The sequence below is a fragment of the Corynebacterium sp. MSK074 genome (assembly GCF_030229735.1).
Lineage (GTDB): Bacteria > Actinomycetota > Actinomycetes > Mycobacteriales > Mycobacteriaceae > Corynebacterium.
This window is the reverse complement of record NZ_JASPIX010000036.1, coordinates 1-552: the sequence shown is the minus strand read 5'-3', so window position 1 is coordinate 552 and position 552 is coordinate 1. Positions and strand designations below refer to the sequence as shown.

The following is a 552-nucleotide window of genomic DNA, read 5'->3' as shown; positions in this document are numbered from 1 at the left end:
ACATCGCTAGAGGCTTTTCTCGACAGTACAGGATCACCACCATCAACCCCAATGGGTCTACGCATCACGTCTCAACCATATGTGCGGCGGATTTACCTACCACACGATCTACACGCTTACACCACCAATCCAATAAGTGGCGTGGCTACCTCACTGCGTCACCCCATCACTTGAACCACACATCAGGCCCCACGACATCAACACCACCAACACTCAAAGAGTGTCAGCAGTGCATCCGCGGTGGTTAGTATCAGTGCTTTATCATGGGCGCGCATGTACGGGTACCAGAATATCAACTGGTTATCCATCGACTACGCCTGTCGGCCTCGCCTTAGGTCCCGACTCACCCTGGGAAGACGAACTTGACCCAGGAACCCTTAGTCATCCGGCGGATAGGATTCTCACCTATCAATTCGTTACTCATGCCTGCATTCTCACTCGCACACAGTCCACGCCTCCTTACGGTAACGCTTCAACCCATGCACGACGCTCCCCTACCCAAACAAAAAAAGTTTGCCGCGGCTTCGGCGGTGTACTTGAGCCCCACTACAT

The 552-nt window shown here is 53.3% G+C and carries 1 rRNA gene; it reads right to left on the bottom strand.

The window, feature by feature from the left end:
• Positions 1 to 552: ribosomal RNA gene (locus QP965_RS11445) — 23S ribosomal RNA — on the bottom strand; the annotation flags it as partial.